This window comes from Arthrobacter globiformis (assembly GCF_046536215.2).
Classification (GTDB): Bacteria; Actinomycetota; Actinomycetes; order Actinomycetales; family Micrococcaceae; genus Arthrobacter; species Arthrobacter globiformis_E.
Map to the genome: position 1 here is coordinate 2,245,084 of NZ_CM143421.1, position 15,759 is coordinate 2,260,842.

At 67.8% G+C, this 15,759-nt stretch carries 15 protein-coding genes and 1 tRNA gene; 5 read left to right on the plus strand and 11 right to left on the minus strand.

What is annotated here, in order from left to right:
* Positions 1 to 4: 4 nt before the first annotated feature.
* Positions 5 to 2,071, plus strand: a complete 2,067-nt coding sequence (locus R5O87_RS09995) for an ArnT family glycosyltransferase (protein ID WP_410555162.1) — start codon at positions 5 to 7, stop codon at positions 2,069 to 2,071.
* A gap of 73 nt (positions 2,072 to 2,144) precedes the next feature.
* On the opposite strand, the gene R5O87_RS10000 is transcribed toward R5O87_RS09995, so the two are convergent.
* From R5O87_RS10000 to R5O87_RS10015, 4 genes are all read right to left on the minus strand, one after another.
* Entirely contained in the window at positions 2,145 to 2,825 is a 681-nt protein-coding gene (locus R5O87_RS10000; RefSeq protein WP_410555163.1) for an HAD-IA family hydrolase, read from the minus strand.
* 45 nt (positions 2,826 to 2,870) lie between these two features.
* The gene (locus R5O87_RS10005) at positions 2,871 to 3,248 is read right to left on the minus strand and encodes a VOC family protein (RefSeq protein WP_410555164.1); all 378 of its coding nucleotides are present in this window, start codon (positions 3,246 to 3,248) and stop codon (positions 2,871 to 2,873) included.
* Between the two features lie 98 nt (positions 3,249 to 3,346).
* Positions 3,347 to 3,982, minus strand: a complete 636-nt coding sequence (upp, locus tag R5O87_RS10010; RefSeq protein WP_377991127.1) for a uracil phosphoribosyltransferase — start codon at positions 3,980 to 3,982, stop codon at positions 3,347 to 3,349.
* 12 nt (positions 3,983 to 3,994) lie between these two features.
* Positions 3,995 to 4,828 (minus strand): phosphatase PAP2 family protein, encoded by an 834-nt coding sequence (locus tag R5O87_RS10015; RefSeq protein WP_410555165.1) that lies wholly within the window; start codon positions 4,826 to 4,828, stop codon positions 3,995 to 3,997.
* Between the two features lie 60 nt (positions 4,829 to 4,888).
* On the opposite strand from R5O87_RS10015, the gene R5O87_RS10020 reads away from it, so the two are divergent.
* Positions 4,889 to 5,404 carry a nucleoside deaminase gene (locus R5O87_RS10020; protein WP_410555166.1) on the plus strand — a complete coding sequence of 172 codons (516 nt, stop codon included), beginning with the start codon at positions 4,889 to 4,891 and terminating at the stop codon, positions 5,402 to 5,404.
* 9 nt (positions 5,405 to 5,413) lie between these two features.
* On the opposite strand, the gene R5O87_RS10025 is transcribed toward R5O87_RS10020, so the two are convergent.
* Genes R5O87_RS10025 through R5O87_RS10040 form a run of 4 tightly spaced genes read right to left on the minus strand, consistent with a single transcriptional unit; the run spans position 5,414 to position 9,239 of the window.
* A complete protein-coding gene (locus R5O87_RS10025; RefSeq protein WP_410555167.1) occupies positions 5,414 to 6,637 on the minus strand; it encodes a DNA glycosylase AlkZ-like family protein in 1,224 nt (407 codons plus the stop codon).
* 3 nt (positions 6,638 to 6,640) lie between these two features.
* Positions 6,641 to 7,771: a glycosyltransferase family 4 protein gene (locus R5O87_RS10030; RefSeq protein ID WP_410555168.1), complete on the minus strand. Its 1,131-nt coding sequence runs from the start codon at positions 7,769 to 7,771 to the stop codon at positions 6,641 to 6,643.
* Positions 7,772 to 7,778: 7 nt separating this feature from the next.
* Positions 7,779 to 8,177, minus strand: a complete 399-nt coding sequence (locus R5O87_RS10035) for a 6-pyruvoyl trahydropterin synthase family protein (protein WP_410555169.1) — start codon at positions 8,175 to 8,177, stop codon at positions 7,779 to 7,781.
* A gap of 3 nt (positions 8,178 to 8,180) precedes the next feature.
* On the minus strand, positions 8,181 to 9,239 hold the full coding sequence (locus R5O87_RS10040) for a zinc-dependent alcohol dehydrogenase (RefSeq protein WP_410555170.1): 1,059 nt from the start codon (positions 9,237 to 9,239) through the stop codon (positions 8,181 to 8,183).
* Positions 9,240 to 9,376: 137 nt separating this feature from the next.
* Between R5O87_RS10040 and R5O87_RS10045 the strand changes: the two genes are divergently transcribed.
* Positions 9,377 to 9,466 (plus strand) — tRNA-Ser (locus tag R5O87_RS10045).
* 218 nt (positions 9,467 to 9,684) lie between these two features.
* On the opposite strand, the gene R5O87_RS10050 is transcribed toward R5O87_RS10045, so the two are convergent.
* Complete coding sequence (locus R5O87_RS10050; RefSeq protein WP_410555171.1) at positions 9,685 to 11,199, minus strand: aldehyde dehydrogenase family protein; 1,515 nt, start codon at positions 11,197 to 11,199, stop codon at positions 9,685 to 9,687.
* A gap of 4 nt (positions 11,200 to 11,203) precedes the next feature.
* Complete coding sequence (locus R5O87_RS10055; RefSeq protein ID WP_410555172.1) at positions 11,204 to 12,142, minus strand: NAD(P)-dependent oxidoreductase; 939 nt, start codon at positions 12,140 to 12,142, stop codon at positions 11,204 to 11,206.
* Positions 12,143 to 12,375: 233 nt separating this feature from the next.
* Here R5O87_RS10055 and R5O87_RS10060 point away from each other — a divergent pair, with 233 nt between their 5' ends.
* Positions 12,376 to 13,581 carry a PucR family transcriptional regulator gene (locus tag R5O87_RS10060; protein ID WP_410555173.1) on the plus strand — a complete coding sequence of 402 codons (1,206 nt, stop codon included), beginning with the start codon at positions 12,376 to 12,378 and terminating at the stop codon, positions 13,579 to 13,581.
* Between the two features lie 172 nt (positions 13,582 to 13,753).
* Positions 13,754 to 15,145: an MFS transporter gene (locus tag R5O87_RS10065; RefSeq protein ID WP_410555174.1), complete on the plus strand. Its 1,392-nt coding sequence runs from the start codon at positions 13,754 to 13,756 to the stop codon at positions 15,143 to 15,145.
* A gap of 191 nt (positions 15,146 to 15,336) precedes the next feature.
* Here the strand turns inward: R5O87_RS10065 and R5O87_RS10070 are convergent, their stop codons facing one another.
* Complete coding sequence (locus R5O87_RS10070; protein WP_410555175.1) at positions 15,337 to 15,702, minus strand: hypothetical protein; 366 nt, start codon at positions 15,700 to 15,702, stop codon at positions 15,337 to 15,339.
* Positions 15,703 to 15,759: the final 57 nt, after the last annotated feature.

Here is a 15,759-nt window from a genome sequence, read left to right on the forward strand (position 1 = left end):
CATCATGACCGACACCCTTCCCCGCTCCCCGGCCGGGGCCCCGAACGAGGGTCCCACACGACAACCCGCCGGACGGCCGCAGGCCCCGCGCCAGCCACGGACACCGCAACAGCCACGACTGAACAGAGCGGCCCGCCGGACCCGGATTTCCCGGGGGGTGCTGCGGTCCCGGCTGGAACTTACCGCGCTGCTGCTCGGCACGTCAGTCCTCTACCTGTGGAACCTGGGTGCCTCCGGCTGGGCCAACGCCTTCTACTCGGCGGCGGCCCAGGCCGGATCGCAGGACTGGACGGCCTGGTTCTTCGGCTCGTCCGACTCCGCCAACGCCATCACCGTGGACAAACCGCCGGCTGCCCTCTGGATCACCGGCCTCTCGGTCCGGCTCTTCGGCCTGAACCCGTGGAGCATCCTGGTGCCCCAGGCCCTGATGGGCGTGGCCACGGCGTGGCTGCTCTACCTGGCCGTGCGCCGCGCCGCCCGGCCCGCCGCTGGCGACGACCGGCTGGCCCACCTCGGCGGCCTGCTGGCCGGCGCGGTGATGGCCCTGACGCCGGTGGCCACCCTGATGTTCCGGTTCAACAACCCCGACGCGCTGCTGGTCCTGCTCATGACGGCGGCCGCCTACGCCGTGCTGCGTTCCATCCAGGATGCGCGCTTCCGCTGGCTCCTGCTGGCGGGCGTGTTCCTGGGCTTCGGTTTCCTGACCAAGCAGCTGCAGGTGCTGCTGGTGGTGCCGGGGCTCGCGGCGGGCTACCTGCTTGCCGCCCCGGTCACCCTTGGGAAGCGCCTGCTTCAGCTGGCCGGCGCCGGAGCGGCCCTGGCGGTGTCGGCCGGGTGGTGGCTGGCGGCCGTCGAGCTCATCCCCGCGGCGAACCGGCCCTACATTGGCGGCTCGCAGACCAACTCCATCCTTGAGCTGACTCTCGGGTACAACGGGCTGGGCCGGCTCAACGGCGACGAGACCGGCAGCGTCGGCGGCGGGAACGGCTGGGGAACGCCCGGGCTGCTGCGGCTCTTCAACAGCGAGTTCGGCGGGCAGATCGCCTGGCTGCTGCCGTCCGTCATGGTCCTCGCCGGAGCCCTCCTGTGGATCGGCCGGCGGGCGCCGCGGACCGACGCTGTCCGGGCCTCCGTGGTGATCTGGGGCCTGTGGGTGGTGGTCACCGGACTGACGTTCAGCTTCATGGCCGGCATCATCCATCCGTACTACATGGTGGCCCTGGCACCGGGAATCGCGGGTCTCGCGGGTCTGGGCGGCGTCCTGCTCTGGCAGCGCCGTTCCCTGCCGGCCGCCGCGGTACCGCTCGCCGCGGCGGTGGCAGCCGCCGGGGCCATGGCCTTCCAGCTGCTGGGCCGCTCGCCCGCGTACGTCCCGTGGCTCCGCTGGGTGGTGCTGATCTCAGCGCTGGCGGCCGTGGTCCTGCTGCTGCTCCCGCTCGCTCCCGCCGGCGGGGTTGGCAAGGCGCTGCAGCGCACGACGGCGGCTGCCGCGGTTGCCGCGGCCCTCGCCGCGCCGCTGGCCTACTCCCTCACCACCGCGGCCACGGCGCATTCCGGCGCGATCGTCAGCGCCGGGCCGGCTGCAACGGGAGACCGCGGCAACTTCGGCGGGCCGGGGACCTTTGGCAGGCTGGGGAACTCTGGCAGGCAGGGAACGCTCGCAGGGCCGGGCGCCCCCGCGAATCCCGGCAGATTCGGCGGCCGGGGAGGCGGCGTGGGCGGCCTGCTGGGTACCAGTACGCCGTCGGACACGGTGGTGACCGCGCTGCAGACGGACGCGGCAAACTACACCTGGGCTGCCGCCGTCGTGGGTTCCAACAACGCGGCCGGCTACCAGCTTGCCGCCGAACTCCCGGTCATGGCCGTCGGAGGCTTCAACGGGACCGATCCTGCACCCACGCTGGAGGAGTTCCAGCAGCTCGTGGCGGACGGCAAAATCCACTACTTCATCGGCGGAAGCATGATGCAGGGTAAAACAGGGTCCGACGCGGCGGTGCGGATCTCGGAGTGGGTGGCCGCCAACTTCCAGGCCGAAACCATCGGCGGCGCCACGGTGTACGAGTTGTCCTGAGGCTGCCCGCCCCTCCGGCCTCTGGGCGGGCCGGGCACTGGGCGAGCCGGGCACTGGGCGAGACCGGCGCAGGCTACAGGCGCAGCGAGATCTCCCGGCGCCCGTCCTCGCCGATTTCCACCGCCGCGGTGACGGAGGTGTAGTCCGGGATGTGCAGGACGCCGTCGGGGAGGACGCCGGTGTTCGGGCCCACCGCGACGGTCCTGATGCCGGCGGCGACTCCTGCAGCGATGCCGGCGGGGGCGTCCTCAAACACCACCGCCTGCGCCGGGTCGGCCCCGAGCAGCGACGCGCCAAGCAGGTAGCCCTCGGGATGCGGCTTGCCGCGGGACACGTCCTCCGAGGTGACCATCGCCGCCGGAAGCTCCACCCCCGCCGCCGCCATCCGGACGGTGGCGAGGTCCCGCGACGCCGACGTCACCAGGGCCACGGCGTCGGCCGGCAGCGACTCGAGCAGCCGCAGCGCCCCCGGCACCGCGACGATGCCGTCGGTCTCGGTCAGTTCCATGTGTCCCAGCTCGGCCGCCAGGGCATGGACATCGGCGCCCTCCGGAGCGAAGCGGCGGACAGTATCCAGCGCCTGAACCCCGTGCGAGGTGCGGAGGATTTCGGCGATATCAAGGCCGTAGCGGCCGGCGAACTCTGTCCACACGCGCTCCACGATGGCCGTGGAATCAACGAGCGTGCCGTCCATGTCGAACAGGACGGCACGGGCTGTCAGCGTGATGGTGGCGGACTCGGCAGGAAGGCTCATGGCTTCCATCCTGCCTTATCCGGTTCCCGGACGCGCCGTTCCGGATTAGCCGTTCGGCCGGTTGAGCAGGTACTGCACCGCCCACTTGTTGCCGTCGGGGTCCGCGAAGTAGACGAAATGGCCCCAGTCCTGGACGTCCACGTCGCTGACGTCCACGCCGTTCGTTTTGAGCTGGTCGTGGGCCTTGTTAATGTCGCTGACCACCAGCTGGAGGCTGGGCGCCGTGCCGGGAGGAGCATCGTTGAGGCCTTCCCCGATGGCGATCGAGCAGCCCGACCCGGGCGGGGTCAGCTGGACGAAGCGGATGCCGTCCATGGGCCGCTCGTCGTAGTCGGCGTTGAAACCGACCTTGTTGACGTAGAAGTCCTTGGCGCGGTCCACATCGGACACGGGGACGAAGACGAGTTCAAGTTTCCAGTCCATGGTGCACAGGCTAGCCGGGGCGCACTGCCGTCCGGAAGACCTCCGCCGGTGAACTTTGGCGGCGCGGGACTTTGGTGGTGCGGGACTTCGGCGCGGCCTTACCCGGCGATGCCGTAGAGCCGGTCGCCGGCGTCGCCCAGGCCGGGGACGATGTAGGCCTTCTCGTTCAGCTTCTCGTCGATGGACGCAAGGACGATGGTGACGTTGGCGTCCTTGAGTTCCTCCTCCAGCTTGGCCAGGCCCTCCGGCGCGGCCAGCAGGCAGATGCAGGTGACGTCGGCGGCGCCGCGCTTGAACAGGAACTTGATGGCCTCACGCAGCGTGCCGCCGGTGGCCAGCATGGGATCCAGGACGAAGATCTGCCGGCCCGAAAGGTCGTCCGGCAGGCGCTCGGCGTAGGTGATGATGTCCAGGGTTTCCTCGTCGCGGGCCATGCCCAGGAAACCCACTTCGGCCGTGGGGACAAGTTTGGTCATGCCCTCGAGCATTCCCAGCCCGGCACGCAGGATGGGGACCACCAGCGGAGTGGGCTTGGTGAACGCGGTGCCCACCGTGGTGGCAACCGGCGTTTCGATGGTGACCGGCTGGGTGCGGACGTCGCGTGTGGCCTCGTAGGCGAGGAGCGTGACCAGTTCCTCGGTGAGCTGGCGGAAGACCGGCGAGGGGGTGTTCTTATCCCGCAGGACGGTGAGCTTGTGGGCGACCAGCGGATGGTCCACGACGAGTGTGCGCATGGGTCAAAACTATCACCCGGGGCTTGGCTCCCCGCCCCGGTTTCCGGCTCCTCCCCCGGCACCGGGAGTCCCCTGGAGACGCTCCGCCCGCTCGGCCTTGCTGCCCTTGATGTGGGCCGGATGCTCGAACGTGGGCGCGGGGCCTGCATGCTCCCGTCGGCGGATGACGTGGAACAGCCGGTGGGCCAGGATCACGACGGCCACCCAGGCCGCCCCGATCAGCCAGGCGGCCATCACGTCCGTCAGCCAGTGGTGTCCGAGGAACACGCGGCTCAGTCCCATGGCGAGAATGAACACGGCCCCCGCGACAACCACCCACGTCCGGGCCGACGCCTTCCGGAACTGCAGGCACACCAGGTACACGACGATGCCGATCACCACGGTGGTGTTCAGCGTGTGCCCGCTGGGGAAGGACGGCGAGAACTCGAAGGGCGGAACGGCGTCGATGTGGTCAGGCCGGGTGCGGCCCAGCAGGGTCTTGCCCACGCTGGTGGCGGTGACGGAGACCGCCGCTGCGCCGCCCACCAGGATGAGCGGCCGCCAGCTGCGGCTGACATAGATCAGCCAGGCCACGAGGATGCTCGCCAGGATGGGCATGCCGATGCCGCCGCCGATGTTCGTGAAGGCCGTGACGGCCGAGTCGAGTCCGGGGTTCCGGTATTCCTTGGCCAGCTGGAGGGCGGGCTTGTCCAGTCCGGAGACGCCGTTCTGGTCCACGACGCTGTCGTAGACCTCGGCGCTCAGCAGCGTCAGGACCACCACCAGGAAGCCGCCGATGACGAGGGTGATCCACAGGGCCGCGTAAGGCCCGAGCCACCTGCCGTACCGCTCAGTCAGGGACTTCATCGTTACTCCCGGCGCTCGCGTTGTCCGTTGGTAAGTACCCTTCGAAACTATCATTGACCCATGGCCCCCGCAGATCCGCAACACCTGGAATGGATGGGCCTTGCCCTCGAAGAAGCCCGGCGGGCCCTGGCAACCGAGGATGTGCCGATTGGCGCCGTCGTAGTTGGGCCGGACGGGACGGTCCTGGGCACCGGCCGCAACGAGCGCGAGGCCCTCGGCGACCCCACCGCGCACGCCGAGGTGGTGGCCATCCGCGAGGCCGCCGCGCGGCTCCGGGAACGCGCGGCGCTCGACGGCGGCGGCGGCGACGGGTGGCGGCTGGAGGACTGCACGCTGGTGGTGACCCTGGAACCCTGCGCCATGTGCGCCGGGGCCATCGTCCTGGCCCGGATCCACCGTGTGGTGTTCGGGGCCTGGGATGAGAAGGCGGGTGCGGCGGGCTCCGTGTTCGATATCCTCCGCGAGCGCCGCCTGAACCACTGGGTGGAGGTCTACGCGGGCGTGCAGGAGGACGAATGCGGCGCAATGCTGCGGGAGTTCTTCGCGGCGCACCGCACCGGTAGCCGGCCCAGCTAACTTCGCCGTTTAGCGGGCGGCGTCCAGGGCGTCGATCCGCTCCTGCCGGGACGCAGGCGAATCGAGGCTGAAGGAGCGGAAGTCTCCAAGGTCCTCCCGGATCCACGCCTCCACTTCGGCAATGCGCTGTTCGACGGCGGGCGTCCGGCCGGCAAAGAGCCAGGCCGCGATCCTTTCCCTGCCGGGATCATACTGCCAGAGTCCGATGATCCGGCCGCGGTCGAAGATGGGGTGGTCCGGCAGGTCCGCCTGCAGGGCCAGGGTGGTGTTCAGCAGCTTCCGGTCCCTGTCCTCGTCGGCAAAGAGGTCACCCGCGTTCCGGCGGTGCAGCACGAGCGAATCGGTGCCGGCCAGCAGCTGGATCTGTTCCCCTTCCGGGGGGCTGAAGTCGGCGAGGCGTTCGACGTCGGCCGGCAGCATCCAGAGCACGTCGCCGGCGGCGGTGGGTACCGCCACGGCTCCGGCGGCGGCGAGCGCCGCCTTACTGTCGGTGAGGGTGAAGCCGGTGAACCACTGTGACTGCTTGATTGTGGCGCCGCCCGTCCAGCCGAGATACCGGCGGATCAGTTCCTCGCGGGCGCCTTCGGGGCTGAGGCGGCTGGGCGGCAGGCCCCACGGCGTGTAGGCGTAGCGCTGCTGGTCCAGCCGCCCGTTGACCGGAACGCGGCGGATCCGGCCGTCCGCCTGCAGCAGACCCAATGCCGTGGGAAGCGTGGTGGCGGCTCCCTTTTTCTTGCCTTCTTCGCCGAGGTTCCGGACCGACTCCCCCAGCTCGTCCTTGAGCTGCCTGGGGTCCAGCGGACCGTCCGCCTCGCCGAGTACGTGCAGGATCTGTTCCTCCAGCAACGTGATCTCACCGCGGTCGACGCCGAGCCGGGCCAGGACCCGGAAGGCCTCCTCGGCGCTTTTGCCCAGGCTCAGCGCCCAGTCGAAATCCTCCCGGCCCAGCACGTAGGTGCAGCCGCGGGCGGTGGGCAGTTCGTGGATCCTGAGCTCGCGGACGTCCGCGTCCACCTGCCCGCGGCGGATTCCGGCGCGGGCGAAAAGGGTGAGATACGGGTTGGCGCCTCCTACGGACCGCGCCCAGCCCGCCGTGGCGAGCACCTCCTGCGACGTGCGGCCGTCGAGCGTGCCGTCCAGCCCCTGCCGGTGCCAGGCCCAGCCACGGAGGAACTCCGGGGTGAGGGCCGTGGCGTTTTCCAGGGTGGCGGCAGACGGGACGTGGCTGGTCATGCCTCATTCTCCATCAGCAGGCGGTTGCGAGGAATGGCCTCCCGGCGATGCTTTCGGCCCTACGTAGCCGAGCACCTGCCGGGCAGTGGCCTCCCAGCCGGGCAGGAGCTCCCGGCCGGCGAGGGCACGCCGGCGCCATTCGGCGCTTAATGCGGGGTCCGTGAGCCAGCTGCGCAGCAGGTTCGCCAGCGGCTCGGGGTCCGTCTCGGCAGAGTCTTCGAGTTCGACGACGGCGCCGGGCAGGGCGGGCGTCTCCCCTTCGCTGGGTCCCGGGGCGGCTTCCACGCCGAGCCCCAGCGCCTCCACCGCGCCGGTGCCGGCCCGGACGATGACGGGTATCCCGCGGGCCACGGATTCGGTGACTGCCATGCCGAAAGCCTCCACCCTGGAGATCAGCAGGCTCAGGTCGGCGGCGTGCCACTGCTGCTCCAGCGCTTCGCCGGTCAGTTCGCCCGGGAGCTGCACCCGCTCGCCCAGGCCGTGTTGTTCCACCGCGGCTGCCACCTGGCGTGCGTAGCCGGTGTCCGCCGTGGCCGATCCGACGAGGGCTGCCGTCCATTCGAGGTCCCGCAGCCGGGCAAGCGCCTCGAGGAGGACCAGCTGGTCCTTGTTGGGGAGCAGTGCCGCCACGGCGAGCAGGCGCGGCGGCTCGGATCCGGCGGCCACCGGGCCCTTTTTGGTTCCGGGCAGCGCCGCGCGGACGCCGGCCAGTCCGTGCCGCCGGGTGATCTCGGCGGCGGCCGAACCGCTGGTGCAGATCACGCCGGCAGCCGCCCGGAGTGCCCGGACCTCCAGGTCCGGGTGTTCGTCGAGGGGCATGTGCAGCAGGACCCATGGCGCGCGGCCACAGGCGGACGCCTCCTCCATCGCGTCAGGGGCGCCGGAGGCGACCAGTCCGTCCACGATGGTGACGGTGTTGGTTCCTGCGGTGGTTCCTGCCGTGAGCAAGCCGGCCAGCCGCCGTCGTTCTTCCTTGCTGCCCACCGGCCAGTAGCCGGCGACCGGCTGGATGGTCACCTCCGCACCCAATTGTTCGAGGCCCTGCGCCAGGGCGGCGTTGTATACGTTGCCGCCGGAGTTGTGGCGGATGTTTCCGGGAACCAGGAGCCGGATGGCCGGCGGCGGGGGCGGCATGGCAGTCTTAGCGGCGGTCGAACTCGAGGGCATAGCTCGCCCAGGCATCGGGGTTCTCGCGCAGGGTGACATCCAGACCGGCGAGCTCGCGGCCGTCTTTGTCGTCCCGCAGGCGTTCCGCGACGGCGCCGGCGATGTACTGCGCCAGCGCCTCCGTGGTGCTCAGTTTCCCGGCGAAGTCCGGGTGTTCGTCCAGGTTGCGGTAGTTGAGGCCGGCCAGAACCTCCTCGATCATTCCGCCGGCGGCGCCGATGTCCAGCACGATGGCGTCGTCGTTGAGGGCACGACGGCGGAACGTCACCTCCGCCACGAAGGTTGCGCCGTGCAGGCCCTGGGCCGGCCCGAACGCCTCCCGGGGAAGGCTGTGGGCAATCATGAAGTGGCGGCGTACGGTCAGGCTGAACAATGGTTACCTCGCGGTTTCTGTGCTGGTGGTGTGGTGGTTTTCGGAGCCGGGACCGGCTGCGGCTGAGCCGGCGGCGGGGTATTCGATCACGTGGCAGAGAGCCTCGAGCCGGCCGGCCGCAAGGTCCTGGACCACGTGAGGCAGCTCGGCAAATTTGGAGGCGCCTGTGAGGAAGGCGTCGAACACCGGATCCTGCAGCAGGGACACGGCCAGTTCCAGCCGGTCCGTGGTGGTCCGGCGGTGCCGGCGGGCCCGTGCCACGGCGCCCACCTGGCTGGCGCGGATGGAGAGCCTGCGGGCGTGGAAGTCCTCGCCGAGCGGGATGGTGATTTTCCGGTCGGCGTACCAGGACATTTCGATGATCTCGCCCTCGTCCCCCACCAGCTTCAGGCTGCGTTCCAGGCCGCCTTCGGACGCGGAGCAGTGGAACACGATGTCACAGTCGTCCAGGGCGTCGTCCGGATGCGCGAAGTCCACGCCCAGTTCGTCCGCCAGGTCCTTGCGGGCGGGGTCGAGGTCCACGAGCTGGAGCCGGCCGAGGGGGAACGTGCGCAGCAGCGTGGCCACCATCCCGCCCACCAGCCCGGCACCGATCACCGCGACGCGGTCGCCCAGCCGTGGCCCCGCCTCCCAAAGCGCGTTCACGGCCGTTTCCACGGTGCCGGTGAGGACCGCGCGGCGGGGAGGGACGCCGTCGGGAACGCGGGTGAGCGAGGACACCGGCACCACGTAGCGATCCTGGTGCGGATGGAGGCAGAACACGGTTTGGCCCACCCAGTCCGCCGGACCCTGCTCCACCACGCCCACGGACAGGTAGCCGAACTTCACCGGAGACGGGAAGGAGCCTTCCTGGTGCGGGGCACGCATCTCCTCGGCGATGCAGGGCGGAACGGCGGCCTGGTGGACCACCAGTTCGGTGCCCTTGCTGATGCCCGAGTACAGCGAGCGCACCAGCGCCTCCTCCGGGCCTGGGGCAGGCAGCTTCTCGCTGCGCAGTTCACCCTGGCCCGGGCCCACGGTCCAATATGCGGTTGCTTCGGTGTGCTGCTGGGAAGTACTCATCTTGCTTATGAATCTAGTGCCCGGCCGCGATTTCCGGGAAGATGCGGCCCGGCGTGGCCGCGCCGGAGCGCGTCCCCGTGCGTGCGAAGCATGCCGTTTTGGGGATGCGGGCATTGCTCCGGTACCCTATTCAGGTTGGTGACGTGTCCGAGCGGCCGAAGGTGCAACACTCGAAATGTTGTTTGGTGTAAAAGCCAACGTGGGTTCAAATCCCACCGTCACCGCCACGTAGCGAAGACCCTGGGTCTCCTTGTTTACAAGGAGACCCAGGGTCTTTTGCTTTGCGGCTGGAGTCGCGCCGTCTGCCATTGCGACACGCGCCGGGTCTCGGGGACGCCAGTTGGAGAGTCGAAAAAGCAAAGGCAGGCCCTCCAACTCCCCGTCCATTGATCTGGAGGGGATAGTCAGAGGGCCGGCGTTTCCTGTGCGGAACGGCGGCCGGGAACTAGCCGGCGATACCGCCGAACCAGCCGCTGGGGGCCGGGGCGATGTTCTGCCAGATGTGCTTGGCCTCGCGGTACTCGGACAGGCCTGCCTGGCCGAGCTCACGAGCGATCCCGGACTTACCGAAACCGCCCCATTCCGCCTGCGGGACGTACGGGTGGTAGTCGTTGATCCACACCGTTCCGTGCCGCAGCGCCCCCGCGACCCGCTGCGCCTTGGACGCGTCCGAGGTCCACACGGCCCCGGCCAGGCCGTACTCGGTGTCGTTCGCGATCGCGACCGCCTCGGCCTCGGACCGGAACGTCTCCACGGTCAGCACCGGGCCGAAGGATTCCTCCAGGAGCACGCTCATCCCGGACCGGCAGTTGCCAAGCACCGTCGGCGGGTAGAAGTACCCGTCGGCGAGCGGCCCCTCGTCGGGGATGTAGCCCCCGCACAACAGTTCGGCGCCTTCCGCGATGCCGGCCTGGACGTAGGCGTGGACCTGGTCCCGGTGCTTGGCCGAGATCAGCGGTCCGGTCTCGGCGGCCGGATCGAAGGGGCCGCCCATCCGGATCTTCTTCGCCCGCTCCACGACCTCGGCCACGAAACGCTCCGCGATGGTCTCCTCGACCACCAGCCGCGCCCCTGCCGAGCAGACCTGGCCCGAGTGCAGGAACACCGCGGTCAGGGCGTTATCAACAGCGGCATCCCAGTCCGCGTCCGCGAACACGACATTCGGGTTCTTCCCGCCCAGCTCAAACGCCACCCGCTTCACCGTTTCCGCGGCCGCGGCCATGATCGTCTGCCCCGTGGCCAGGCTCCCGGTCAGCGAGACGAGGTCGACGCGCGGGTCGGAACTGAGCGGGCCGCCCACCTTGGACCCGGTGCCGGTGACCAGGTTGGCGACGCCGGCAGGGACCCCGGCTTCTGCGAGGGTCTCCATCAGCAGGATCGAGGTGGACGGCGTGAGCTCGCTCGGCTTGAGCACGAACGAGTTCCCCGTAACCAGTGCGGGGGCGACCTTCCAGGCGGCCTGAAGGAGCGGATAGTTCCACGGCGCAATGAGGGCGCAGACCCCGAGCGGCTCGTACACCACGCGGCTGATGGCATCCGCCCGGCCGGTGTCGATCACCCTGCCGGCGTCCAGGCCCGCAACCTTGCCGTAATACCGGAAGCACGCGGCAATGTCATCGATGTCGTACTCGGCTTCGACAAACCGCTTGCCCGTGTCCAGCGCCTCGGCCCTGGCGTACGCAGCCTTGTCCCGCTCCAGCAGATCGGCAACGCGGAGCATCACCGCACCCCGCTCGATGTCCGTCAGCCGCCGCCACGGGCCGTCGTCGAACGCGGCCCGCGCACTGGCGATCGCCCGCTCCGCGTCCTCCGCCGTCGACCTGGCGACCACCGCCACCTCACGCCCGTCCGCCGGACAGCGCACAGTGGAGGTGCCGCCGTCGGACGCCTGCTCCCAGGCGCCGCCGATGTACAGGCCTTTGACGGTGTCTTGGCGGACACTTTGGGTGATAGTTGTCATTGGTTCACCTCTCGGAAGTGAGTTCAGCGTGCGGATCGGTGACCTCCCACGGCGGGGTCCAGTCGCCGTCGAGCCTGAAGGAAAGACCAGCATCGTCCTCAATGTGCTTGGCCACATACAGTTCTGCGGCATCGGCGCCGTAGCGTTCGGTGGCGCGGTTGAAGGCGTACCGGGCGGCGTCCGTCATGGGAAGCTCGGGAAGACCGCTCTGGAGTTCGCCGATGAGGCGAAGGTCCTTGACGCATAGATTGAGGGAGAACGAGGGGTCGTAGTGTCCGGCGAAGATCGAGGGAGCGTCGTGGCGCACCACAAAGGAATCGCCTACGGATTGCCCGATCGCCGACCACAGCACATCCAGTTCAACGCCGTGGCGCATGCCGACTGCGAAGCCCTCACCAATCGCTGCTGATGCGATGAACCACAGCTGGTTTGTCACCAGCTTGACCACGTTGCCGGTACCCAAACCGCCGCAGCTGATGACGGTGCCCAGCGTCTCCAGGATGGGGATAACCCTTTGCAGGTGTTCAGGTTTTCCGCCGGCGAACAGGGTAAGCCGGCCGTTGCGGGCGCCGTCGACGGCGCCGGTGACCGGGGAATCGACCACGTTCACGCCCTCGGGGGCCTCGGCAGCCAGCTCAGCGACCAGCTCCTTGCGGTTCGTGGTCAGGTCCACCCAGATGCTTCCCGGACGGAGGGCCTTCAGCGCCCCGGCTCCCCGCATTACCGCTTCTACGTGGTCCGGGCGGGGAAGCGAAGTCAGCAGGAAGTCCGCTCTCCCGGCGCAATCTGACGCTGAATCAGCGGCATTCGCGCCGCGGGCAACAGCTTCGCCCAGCTTTTCCTTGTCGAGGTCGAAGGCATACACCTCGTAGCCTGCTTCGGCGAGGCGGTGGCACATCGGGCCTCCCATGTTGCCGAGTCCAATGAATCCAATCGTTGTCATGGAGATCAACCCCCTTGTTGTCACTGCTTCGGATGATTGGTTTAGAGCCTATGGATCCTTCGGACGCCAAGCTTTAGACCCGCGTAGCGACTTTGGCAGGCCCGTTTGAACAGATGATCAAAACGTGCTGGACGTGGTGCTGCTGCGGCATCGGACGTGCCACAAGGCGCAAACTACGGGCGTAATCTGATGGAACGCCGCTCAACGCGGGCAGCTTCAACACAAGGTTCCAGATGCAGGATGAACTACAGACCTCGGCCGAGGCGCTAGCCGCCGAGCTCAACCGTTCGGTCTACATCGAGGCGCCGGGGTACATTCCCTTGGCTGTAAGTGCCCACTACGGCGCAGTCGACCAAGCTCGGATCGACGCGCTGTTGTCACGCACGGAGTCCCCCGAGCTGATGGCCTACTACAAGCCATGGCGACTCGATGCCGCGGACGCGCCGGTCCACATCCCGGCAAATGAGGCTTTGGGCCTCCTGCCTCGCGTGGTCTATCCAGTACGCCACAACGGCCGGCTCTTTGCCCACATTTGGCTGATCGACGCCGATCCTCCCATTGGCGAGGCCGACGATATCGCCGTCGACCGGGCGTCACGGACAATCGGCCGTATCCTCTTCCGGCGCGACGAGAAGGTCCAGGAGCGGGCCGACGCGGACGAATCCGCCCTCAGAATCTTGCTCCGCGAGGATTTGGCGGGCCGCCAGGGTGTTCTTGATGAAGCTCTCCGTCGGCACGACGCCGCGGCGGACGCCCCCATCGTCGTTCTCGTGGCAAGGGGAATAACCGTCGCGTCAACTGGAGAGCCCGTAACTGCGGATGCACTGGAGTCATTCGCAGCGGAACTGGGGACAACGTCCGGCGGCACAGCCATGATCCCTGCGGCGTGGGCGCCGGAACTCGTGGCACTGGTCCCGGCCAAGGGCGACGTGATTGCTGCTGCACAGCGTCATGCTCACGCGGTACGGGCCGTGGCTGCCCGTCATGGGCTGAGGTTTGCCGGGATCGGGTTCGGATCCGCGGTGTGTGGCGTCGATGGACTGGCCGATTCATACCGGCAGGGCCGCTACTGTGCCCGTGTTGCCGAGCGACTCACTCCCCAAGAGGGCTGCAGGGCCTGGGACAGTCTTGGGACGTTCCGGATGTTCGCCGAGATTCCGTGGACGCCCAGTGGCGTCGACATGGTGCAACCCGGGCTCAGCAGTCTCTTTGACGACGACCGAAGCCCCCTCGCAGTGACACTGTGGACCTATCTCGAGTGTGCCGGGGACGTCCAGGAAGCGGTTGGGCGACTGAATATCCACCGCGGCACCCTTTATTACCGGCTGGGCCGGGCCGAGGAGCTGCTGGGCATACAACTTGGGGACGGGGAAAGCCGGTTCCGCCTCCACGCCGGGCTCCAGCTCGCCAAACTGGCGGGCCTGGGCAAAGACTTCTAATGGGCCTTGGCTGCACCTGCGTCGGGGATGCCTTCAACATTTGGGCACGTGTTCAAAGTGCCCTCGCCAGTACTGAACCGCAGTCTATATAGGCACGGGAGTGCCCCACCTACAGTCGTGAGTGAGGCTCGTCACAGTCGACGAACCAAGCAGATTCTCCCAGGAGGACACGATGTCAAACCACGTCTTAGACGACGCTCCCCTCACCAGTTTCCATAAAAAGCTGGCCCTGTATTCTTCCGGCGGCCCGCTCCTGGACGGCTACATTCTCAGCATCATCGGCATCGCCATGGTGCAGATCACACCTCAGCTCAACATGACCCCCATGTGGGAGGGCCTCCTTGGCGCTTCCGCGCTTATCGGCATCTTCCTCGGCGGTGCGCTTGGTGGCTACCTGACAGACAGGTTCGGACGCCAGGTGCTGTACACCGTCGACCTGATTGCCATCATTGGCTGTTCGGTCGCTCAGTTCTGGGCCACCGACGTCGTATGGCTGTTCATCCTGCGCCTGCTGATCGGCATGGCGGTGGGAGCCGACTACCCGATTGCCACCTCGCTTCTTGCTGAGTTCACGCCGCGGAAATACCGCGGCCCTTTCCTCGGCGGCCTGATCGTCATGTGGTTCGTGGGCGCCACCGCGGCCTTCTTCGTTGGTGACCTGCTCCTGGCGATAGGCCCGGATGGCTGGCGGTGGATGCTGCTTAGCCCGGCCATTCCTGCGACGATCTTCGTGCTGCTCCGTCTCGGGACGCCGGAGTCCCCGCGCTGGCTGCTCAAGAAGGGCCGGGTGAACGAGGCCGACGCAATTATCAAGGAGTACTACGGTCCACAGGCATGTGTTGCAGATCTGGAGGGGGAACCGGAGGAAAAAGAAAACCTCAACGTTCGGGTTCTCTTCCGCGGCGGATACCTGGGCCGGATCACCTACGTCACCATCTTCTGGACGTGCGCAATCGTTCCGCTCTTTGGCGTCTATGCGTTCGGCCCGAAGATCCTGGCGGCTCTCCACCTGGACGGCGCGGAGAGCGTGGGGTCGGCGTTCATCAGTCTGCTGTTCCTTATCGGATGTGTCGTGGCGCTTCTGCTCGTGAACCGGATGGGACGCCGCCCTCTGGTTATCTGGAGCTTTCTGCTCTCGGGCATTGCGCTGCTTGGCCTTGGCTTCTTTCCCAATGCGAACGCCCTCGTGATCCTCGCCTTCTTCGCCGGTTACGCGGTTTTCCTGGGCGGAACGCAGATCCTCACCTGGGTTTACCCAAACGAATTGTTTCCCACCGAAGTGCGCGGAACGGCAGTGGGCGTGGGGTCGTCGCTTAGCCGAATCGGAGCAGCCATCGGCACTTACCTGATTCCCATTTCCCTTGCCGAGCTTGGCATCGGAGCGACGATGCTTATCGGCGCGGCCATTACATTCGCCGGGTTCCTGGCATCAGTGTTGTGGGCACCGGAAACCCGCGGGCTGGCACTTCACGATGCCGGCAAACTGACTCCGGCAGCGGCCAGGCAACCCGACCAGCCGGCCCGGAATGTGCCTGCTGCAGCATCGCAGTCTGACCGACCCTGACTGCCAAGCCGCCCCTTCAGGCTTTGCGCAGGGCGGGGAAAGGCGGCGCCGATTTGAAACCTAAGCAAGCTTTCCATTAGTTTGAAAGGGAACGCTCCGTGTTCCCCCATATGCGGAGCGGTTGCCTAGAAGAACCCCGCTGCATTCCGGTGCAGCGGGGTTCTTCGCTATTTGAGGGACAACGGGCGCCGCTACTCCGTATCGGAGCCGGGGCCGGACTTCGGTTCGCGGTCGAGGAGGTTCTTCTTGAGCTCGTCCAGCTTCTCCTTGATGACCCGCTCGGCGTCCGAAATGGTCTTCCCCGCCGTGCTCAGCGGGTCCAGCTGCACATACACCTCGTGCGCAACTGGCAGGTCGTACTCATCCTTCAGGTGCGTGCCGCCGCCGACGCCATCCAGGGTCAGATACACCTGAGCGTCGGTCCGGGCGATTCCGGCGATCCTGCCGAATACCACGGTGAAATCGTTCGGCTGAAAGCTCACCGTCTGGCCGACGTGGCTGCGGTCAAGGTCCCCCGCCGTCACGGCCTTCTCATATTGGCTTCCGCTGTAGTTCATCGCTACTCCTCAATTTTGGGGGTGGTGACTTACGCCTGCAGTCTATGGCGGACGGGC

Excerpts from the sequence above, each read along its gene's own strand:
- R5O87_RS10005 (WP_410555164.1), bottom strand. The coding sequence starts at position 3,248 with ATGGACTGGAAACTTGAACTCGTCTTCGTCCCCGTGTCCGATGTGGAC.
- upp (WP_377991127.1), bottom strand. The coding sequence starts at position 3,982 with ATGCGCACACTCGTCGTGGACCATCCGCTGGTCGCCCACAAGCTCACC.
- R5O87_RS10050 (WP_410555171.1), bottom strand. The coding sequence starts at position 11,199 with ATGACAACTATCACCCAAAGTGTCCGCCAAGACACCGTCAAAGGCCTG.
- R5O87_RS10040 (WP_410555170.1), bottom strand. The coding sequence starts at position 9,239 with ATGAGTACTTCCCAGCAGCACACCGAAGCAACCGCATATTGGACCGTG.
- R5O87_RS10030 (WP_410555168.1), bottom strand. The coding sequence starts at position 7,771 with ATGCCGCCCCCGCCGCCGGCCATCCGGCTCCTGGTTCCCGGAAACATC.
- R5O87_RS09995 (WP_410555162.1), top strand. The coding sequence starts at position 5 with ATGACCGACACCCTTCCCCGCTCCCCGGCCGGGGCCCCGAACGAGGGT.
- R5O87_RS10015 (WP_410555165.1), bottom strand. The coding sequence starts at position 4,828 with ATGAAGTCCCTGACTGAGCGGTACGGCAGGTGGCTCGGGCCTTACGCG.
- R5O87_RS10070 (WP_410555175.1), bottom strand. The coding sequence starts at position 15,702 with ATGAACTACAGCGGAAGCCAATATGAGAAGGCCGTGACGGCGGGGGAC.
- R5O87_RS10065 (WP_410555174.1), top strand. The coding sequence starts at position 13,754 with ATGTCAAACCACGTCTTAGACGACGCTCCCCTCACCAGTTTCCATAAA.
- R5O87_RS10060 (WP_410555173.1), top strand. The coding sequence starts at position 12,376 with ATGCAGGATGAACTACAGACCTCGGCCGAGGCGCTAGCCGCCGAGCTC.
- R5O87_RS10020 (WP_410555166.1), top strand. The coding sequence starts at position 4,889 with ATGGCCCCCGCAGATCCGCAACACCTGGAATGGATGGGCCTTGCCCTC.
- R5O87_RS10000 (WP_410555163.1), bottom strand. The coding sequence starts at position 2,825 with ATGAGCCTTCCTGCCGAGTCCGCCACCATCACGCTGACAGCCCGTGCC.
- R5O87_RS10055 (WP_410555172.1), bottom strand. The coding sequence starts at position 12,142 with ATGACAACGATTGGATTCATTGGACTCGGCAACATGGGAGGCCCGATG.
- R5O87_RS10025 (WP_410555167.1), bottom strand. The coding sequence starts at position 6,637 with ATGACCAGCCACGTCCCGTCTGCCGCCACCCTGGAAAACGCCACGGCC.